The organism is Streptomyces sp. NPDC058758 (assembly GCF_042746075.1).
Classification (GTDB): domain Bacteria; phylum Actinomycetota; class Actinomycetes; order Streptomycetales; family Streptomycetaceae; genus Streptomyces.
Genome location: NZ_JBHYPS010000040.1, coordinates 61,168 through 68,202, shown reverse-complemented (window position 1 = coordinate 68,202; position 7,035 = coordinate 61,168). Strand labels below are relative to the sequence as shown.

Below are 7,035 nucleotides of genomic sequence, written 5' to 3'. Positions count from 1 at the left end.
CGCCACCATGCACAACCTCGCCCACACCGGGTGAACCGACAGGTCAAACACCCCTCCGGCCTGCCCGAAGCGGACCTTCTGCAACACCCTTTAGGCTCGCGGCACGAGTAACCGGTGTTGGTGATTGAGTTGGCGGAGTCTGTTCACGGGGCGTCGAAAACAGTCACGGTCAGTACCTTGTCCCACCGAGCAGCGGTCAGGTCGTCGTGGCGGATCATGAATTTCGTGTAGTACTCCGCGTAGCCCCGGGCTTCATTGGCGAGCGGTATCCATTCGCTCGCCAGCCGGAGCGCGTCTTCGTCCGTATAGGAAAGCCATTGTCCCTTCGCGAGGGTCTTCGCCGTAATGCTGCCGACCGTCGCCTCGTCATCGGCGTACCCGCCGATGACGAGGTAAGCGCCGGATGGCCAGAGGTCGTAGGCCAGAGACCGAAGTTCGTCCAGGTGCGGCAGTTCACGCTCCATGTACCGGGCCAGCTGCTGCTGGAAGGGGGACATGTCGTCCCACTCGAGATCCTCCCAGAACTCGTGCCAGTCCTCGTCCTCGTCGCCTTCCTCGAGCCAAAGAGGCAGGTCGGCTCTGAGTTCGGCGCAGACGTCGATCCGCTCGCTGGCGCATGAGGAGTCGGGGGGTTCCGCGACCACAGTTTTGATGCCGTCCGGTACATACACAACTCGCGCGTACTGGCCCGGATCGGCCCGCGATGTGCCGAAGTCCATCTCTTGGTGAACGAAGAAGAGCAGAGTTCCGTCCGCCGGCAGGCCAAAGCCCTCGATCCTCGGCAGCTCCCCACAATCGACGGAAAGGAGCAACGGCAACGGAACGTCCCCGGCGGACGGCCACTTCATGCCCACCGGCAACCGGGGCAATCCACCGATGTGCCCCACCGGAGAACCATCGCCGCCCCCGGACAGTCCGATCGCCAAACGAAGGTGCTGGCTGAACCTGCTGATCTCGTCGCCCGGGATGCCCAACTCAAGCGCTGCCCGGCGAAACTCTCCTCGATGATCCATGCCCCAGAAGGTAAACCCTACCCAACTCGTCTGTTCCATCGGGGTGTTGGTGGGCACTGGTTGTGCGTGGCGGATGAGATCGGTCGATCACCTACCGCAAGGGCGGCGAAGCGGACGGCCTCGACGTCCCGCTCGCCGGTGATGCTGACGCCTTCCCCGAGCGCGCGAACGCTGAAAAGGAAGGCACGGCGGCGAAAGCTTCTCCGCGAACGCCGCGAACGCCGCGGCCTCCCCGCCCTTCTGCTGTGCGCCACCCCGGCCGGTTACACCACGTTCAGACGAGCAGTTCCCAGGTGGTTGCCTCGATACGGGTCTCGCCTTCGCCCACGGGCAGGCTGATGACGCGGATGTAGGCGGTGCGGCCGTCGGTGGTCTGCAGGCAGAACCGGTCGCCGCGTTTGACTTCCGACGCTTTGCCGGCAGGGGACTTGAGCGCGTCCGCGCACTGTTGCTCGGTGGGCGGTTCCTCGGACGTCCACCGGGCCAGGGCGTTCGCCTTGCCCGAGAGCAGATCGGGAGCGGCGCCGGTGTGTTCCTCGGTTCGCAGGTCGTCGGTGAGGTCGCGGGTGTCGATCCACCGCTGCGCGCCGGTGGGTGGCAGCGTATCGAGTTCGAAGGAGTACGCACTGTGTAGCACGACGGGGCCGCTGCGTACCTTCGCGCTGTCCTTGACCTGCTCCTTGTTCCTGTCGCCCCCGGGCCACATCAGCGCTCCGGCCAGCACCGCCGCACACACCCCCGCCACTCCGGCAGCCACCGCGACGCGTCGGCGCCCGCCTGCGCGGGCGGCCTTGACCTGCGGGGGAGTCCCGGCCGCCTCGGGCCGCTGCATGTCTGTCGCCAGGATGGTCGGAGCGGGCCAGGAACGTTCCACCCACTCGGTGGCCCGCTCGGCATCCGCCCGCTCATCGCCGACCAGCCGCGCCAGCAACGCGGAGGCGGACCCGCGCAGGCCGGGATCCTTCTCCAGGGTCTGCTCCACCAGCTCGCGCAGGGGACCGTCGAGGCCGGCGAGCCGGGGCGGCTCGGTCAGCACCCGCTGGTGGACCGCGAACACGTCCTCGCCCGGGAACGGAAGCGCACCGGAAGCGGCATAGGCCATGACACAGCCCCAGGCGAAAAGGTCCGCAGCCGCAGTGACCGGCTCACCGCGCAGGACCTCCGGAGCGATATAGCCGGGCGTACCCGACAGCTGCGTCGGCTGAACAGAAACGTCTGATCCCTCCAGCGCCCGGGCGATACCGAAATCGATCACCCGCGGCCCCACCGCCGACAACAGCACGTTCGAGGGCTTCAGATCCCGGTGCACGACCCTGGCCGCGTGAATCGCGCTGAGGGCGGCGGCCATGCCGACCGCCAGCTGCTCCAGCGCGCCGCCCCGCAGCGCACCGTGCCGGGTGACCAGGGCCTGCAGGGTCGGGCCGTCGACATACTCGGTGACGACATACAGCGGGTGCACGTCCAGCTGCGCGTCGAGGACCGGAGCCGTGCAGAAGGGGCGGACCCGGCGCGCTGCCGTCACCTCGCGTTTGAACTCGCGGACGAACCGCTCGTCCCCGGCCAGGTGGGCGTTGATGACCTTGACGGCGACCAGCTGCGACGCCGCGTTCTCGGCGGCGTAGACCGTGCCCATCCCTCCGCTGCCGATCCGGCCCAGCAGGCGGTAGGGCCCCAGTTGCGTCGGATCGTTCGGTTGCAGGGCCGCGAACGCGGCGTGGTCGGTCATGATGCCAGCTCCCCCTTGACGACGACGGGACAACTCTAGGAGACCGGCCGGCGCAGAGGACAAGCAGCGCCGGGCCCCGCAGCGAAAAGCACAGCGACTGGTGCGCACGCGGCATGGGCAAAAGGTCAATGACCGGTGCGGGCAGGGGACCGTCGCGCACCGGACCGTGGCACAGGCTGTGGACAAACCGGTGTGCGTCCCGTGCCCCGCCGACGACATCACCCGCCTGGGGGGTATGCCGCGCCGCCCGAGCCGCCGCGGAAGCGGCCGTCCCCGAGGCGGAAGCCGTGCGCCCGCAGACGGAGCACCTCGAATCCCTCGCCCGTCAGGAGACCGCCGTCCCCAAGACAGACGCCGAGCCCGCCGCCGACAGCCGCCCCGCCCGGCACCCGCCCCGGCCGCTGCACTGAAGGCCAAGGCCCCTGCCTCACCCCTGTCGGGCGGGCCGTGCGCAAGGTCGCCCCGATGTCGGCCGCCTCGCGCGTCCCTTGGCTCCGACCCGCAGGGAGGAGCAAGCTCGTTGGAAGACCGCTCTGAACGCCTTCGACATCACCTTCGGCGGCCGGTTTTCCGGGGCCTGTCGGTAACCTCGACGCCCCAGTTACTGCGCTTGATTGACGGGTCCCATCCAAGGCCCCTGACTCATGCAGAGCCGGGGCCTTCCGGATGAGGATGTCTATTGCCGGTCAGGCCCGGGTGGCCTGCACCATGCGGATAGTGGCGGTGGTCTCCTCTTCCATGGCCCACCCGTGATCGGTCAGGAGAGTCTCCAGGCGCTGGATGGACTGTTCCAGGCCGTCGTGGTCGCCCAGGAGTGCCAGTGCGCGGAACCGGTGACGCCACAGTTCTTCTCGCTCGCGGGCGACGTTGAGCCCGCGGCCGGCTGCCCACAGCGCGCCCCGTCCGTCTCCGGTCTCCAGGAGCCAGTCGGCGAGCAGGGCTGCGGCGTTGACGACCTTGTCGTTGATCTCCTCTACGACCGGTTCGGCCCAGCTGTAGTAGGTGGAGCTGACGCCGGAGAACGGCCGGCCCCGGACGAGTTCGAGGGCGCGGCGCAGCAGGACCTGCCCCTGGGCGCGGGGGAGCTGGAGGGCAGCGTCGTGCAGGAGCTGGAACTGGAGCCAGTCGCACTCCACGCCGATGATCCGGTGCCCGTCGGCGTGCTTTGCCATGCGTCGGAAGTACGGCTGTCCCTCGTCGTCGTTGCCGAGCCAACGCCTCACGTCCCGAAGCCGGGTGTTGCGTGTGCTGGGGCTGGTCAGGCCGCCGCGCGGGGAGAGGACTTCGTCGACCTGGGGTGCGGTGGCGCCAGGGTTGAGGACGAGGAAGGTGGCGAGTTCGGTGGCGCGGGTACGGCGGTTTGAGTCGACGGTGCCGCGAGCGCCGGTGATCTCCACGGTGCCCAGGATGCTGATCAGGGGCTGGTCCTGGGGAAAGACGATCTTGGGAAGCTCAGGGTTCCTGCCGTCGTCATTGGCCGGCTCGGGCGGGGTGGTGGAGGCGGCGGCCAGCCGGACGGTGATCTGGGGCAGGGCCCGGGCAGCGGACAGCACGACGTGGCCGGGGGAAGCGGAAGCGGGTAGGACCGGCACCGCGTCCGTAGCGTCGCCGGCCGCCGTACCCGCCGTTCCTGAGTCCGGCGTGCTGGACGACCTAGCGGAGTCCACAGAGTCGGCCGGGGCTTCGGGAGCTGACCGGGCCCCGGTATCTGCGCTGTCGCCCGCGAGTGGCTGAGCGGAGGCCTCCTCGGAGGCGTCGTCGTCCTCGTCCTCGTCGTCGAGGTCGGAGAGGAGGGCCAGAAGGCTCGGCTTCCCGTCAGCCGGCGGCACGGGGGCCGGGGGCGGGGGGACGCTCACGCCTGCGGCGTCGGCGCCCGGGAGGAGCGTGTCGAGGGGGACGGGCGGCGGGGCAGGGACGCCGGTGGGGGAGTCCGCGGTCACGGCCAGGGTGAGGATGTCGGCGTACTCGTCATCGCTGCACATCGACAGCACGCACCGCAGGGGCGTGTTCGGCACCGGGAAGTCGTAGTAATCGGTGTTGATCTCCCACACCTCGCCCGTGCCGCGGGCGGCCCGGCTGCTGCTGGTGATGAGGGTGGTCGAGGACAGGGGCTCGTCGCGCAGGAGGACGTCGAGCTGCCCGGTTGCGTCAGAGCCGGGGCAGGTGTCGAGGTCGGCCAGGACCACCAGGGGGCTGAACTCCTCGGCCTCCGGCGAGAGCCGGGCGCGGGACATGCCCGGCAGCCCCGTATCGGCCATGAGCTGCTGCTGGCTGGTGTGGTGGACGCGGGCGCTGTCTGCGGTCGCCTGGAGGTCCGGGTGTTCCTGGACCCGCTGGGCGTCGAGCAGCCCCAGCCCGGGGGCGGTGTCCTCGCCGGCGACGGCGACATCGACCTGCCCGAGCGGGGACAGCGCCAGGGAGACGGCCAGGGTGCGTAGCATCTGGAGGTGGCGGCGGCCCGTCAGGTGGAGCGCGCCGAACTCGTCGAGGTCGACCAGGAGCAGGGCGCCGTCGGGGTCGCTGCCGAGGAGGACGAGTGCCGGGTAGGGGGCGGCGACGTCGGCGGCCTGCTCGGGGTCGAGGAGGTCGGCGGAGTCGGCCGGGCACCACCACACGCCGGGCCGTCCGGTGACGGCGGTGAAGGGCGCCGCCGGGGCGGCGTCGTCTCCGTCCTGTACGGCGTCGGACAGATGCAGCAGGACGCCCCCGTCTCCCAGCTGGACGGCCGCGAGCGCTGGCAGGTCTCGGTCCTCGTCCGCCAGGCGGGTGGCGAGCGTGCGCAGCGCGAGGTCCAGCAGGAGCAGTTCCGTACTGGAGTCCGCGCTGTGCAACGCCTTCTCGGTGGCGGCGGCGCTGCCGTCCGGCATGGCGATGAGGGTTCCCGGCTCGCGGTGGCGCCGTTGCAGCGCGCGCCGGCGCCGGAGCATCAGCACGACGCCGCCGGCGGCCGCGAGACCGCCGGCAACGGCCAGCACGATGCCCTCGGCGGTGTTCTCGGACGCCTGCCCGGCGGGCTCCGGCGCAGGGCTCGGCGGGGCAGGACTGGTGCGCCCAGGGGCCGGGGCGGAGGCGGTGTCGTCGACTGGTGCGGCGCTGCGCTCGGGGGCCGGCGCGGTTCGGGCCGGGGCGGCCGTTTCGGCGGCGGACGGGGCTTCCTCGTTCGTGTCGGCGGTGGGAGCGGGGGCGGCCGGGACGTCCTTGTCGGCGTCGGCGGTGGGAGGGGGAGCGGGGGAGGGGGAGGCGGGGGCCTTCGGGGCGTCGGGCTGTGCGGGCACCGCCGGTTTCGGCGCGGGGCGCTGGGGGGCCGTCGGCTGCGGGCCGGTGTGCTGGGGCAGGTCGAGGACCTGCCCGGGGTAGATCTTGTTCGGGTCGGTGAACGTTCCGCTGCCGGGGACGGCCTCGCCCTGGTTCGCTTCGTAGATCGCGGGCCAGTCCTCCGGGTCGCCGTGGGCGTCGGCGATCGACCAGAGGCTGTCTCCGGCCCGGACCGTGACCCGGTCCACCGCCCCCTCGGTGTCCTCGGTGTCCGCCGTGGTCGCCTTCGGGGCCGTGGTGCTGGTGGCTGGGGAAGTACCGACCCGGGTCACGGACGCCGGGGCCTGCCCGGCACTCCCCGCCGCCGGGGCCGCGGCCGCGGCGGGCCGGGCGTCGGCCGGAAGCTTGATGACGGCGCCCTTGGGGAGGTACTGGTCGCCCGCCGCGAGCTGGGGGATGTCCGGGTTGAGCGCGGCGATGTCCTTCCACCGCTTGCCGTCGCCGAGGTAGTCCTCCGCGAGGTCCCACGGCAGTTCGCTCGTGGAGGCGACCGTGTGCGTCAGGCCGCCGGTCTCGCCCGCTCGCGCGGAGACCGCAGAAGGGGCTCCGGTCATCGTGCCGGCCTCGCCCACGGTGTGGGTGGCGGTCGCCGCGACGGCCGGGGCGACGGTCGCGGCCGAGGCCGCGGTGGGGGCGAGGAGCACGATGCCGCCGACGAGGAAGGAGGCGAGGGACTGCATTGACCCCAGCCCCCGGATCTTGGGGGCGGACCGGCGGCGCAGCACGGCGACGAGTTCCACCAGCACCGAGAGCGTGAACGCCGCCCACCCGGCCCAGCCCAGGCAGGTCAGCACGACGAGGAACAGCCGGCCGTCGTCCTGCTCCAGCAGACTGAACCCGCCGTCGGCGAGTTCGGTGGGCTGGTGCCCGACGGCCAGCAGCAGGTAGGGGACGCCGGCCACGAGGGCGGCCAGGACGACGAGCCCGAGCACTGCCCGCAGCAGGAGTCCGGCGGTGCGCAGGGGAGCGGGGGTCATAGGG

4 protein-coding genes are annotated in these 7,035 nt (G+C 71.4%); 1 reads left to right on the top strand and 3 read right to left on the bottom strand.

Annotation, left to right across the window (positions count from 1 at the left end):
* Positions 1–143: 143 nt before the first annotated feature.
* Together ACFW6A_RS32800 and ACFW6A_RS32795 are read right to left on the bottom strand one after the other, a co-directional pair.
* On the bottom strand, positions 144–1,070 hold the full coding sequence (locus ACFW6A_RS32800) for a DUF1963 domain-containing protein (RefSeq protein ID WP_386645167.1): 927 nt from the start codon (positions 1,068–1,070) through the stop codon (positions 144–146).
* A gap of 217 nt (positions 1,071–1,287) precedes the next feature.
* On the bottom strand, positions 1,288–2,739 hold the full coding sequence (locus tag ACFW6A_RS32795; RefSeq protein WP_386645164.1) for a serine/threonine-protein kinase: 1,452 nt from the start codon (positions 2,737–2,739) through the stop codon (positions 1,288–1,290).
* Positions 2,740–3,026: 287 nt separating this feature from the next.
* Between ACFW6A_RS32795 and ACFW6A_RS32790 the strand changes: the two genes are divergently transcribed.
* Positions 3,027–3,149 (top strand): hypothetical protein, encoded by a 123-nt coding sequence (locus ACFW6A_RS32790; RefSeq protein WP_351850034.1) that lies wholly within the window; start codon positions 3,027–3,029, stop codon positions 3,147–3,149.
* Positions 3,150–3,425: 276 nt separating this feature from the next.
* Here the strand turns inward: ACFW6A_RS32790 and ACFW6A_RS32785 are convergent, their stop codons facing one another.
* Positions 3,426–7,031: a LysM peptidoglycan-binding domain-containing protein gene (locus ACFW6A_RS32785; protein WP_386645161.1), complete on the bottom strand. Its 3,606-nt coding sequence runs from the start codon at positions 7,029–7,031 to the stop codon at positions 3,426–3,428.
* Positions 7,032–7,035: the final 4 nt, after the last annotated feature.

Coding starts and splice junctions, on each gene's coding strand:
- ACFW6A_RS32785 (WP_386645161.1), bottom strand. CDS start 7,031: ATGACCCCCGCTCCCCTGCGCACCGCCGGACTCCTGCTGCGGGCAGTG.
- ACFW6A_RS32795 (WP_386645164.1), bottom strand. CDS start 2,739: ATGACCGACCACGCCGCGTTCGCGGCCCTGCAACCGAACGATCCGACG.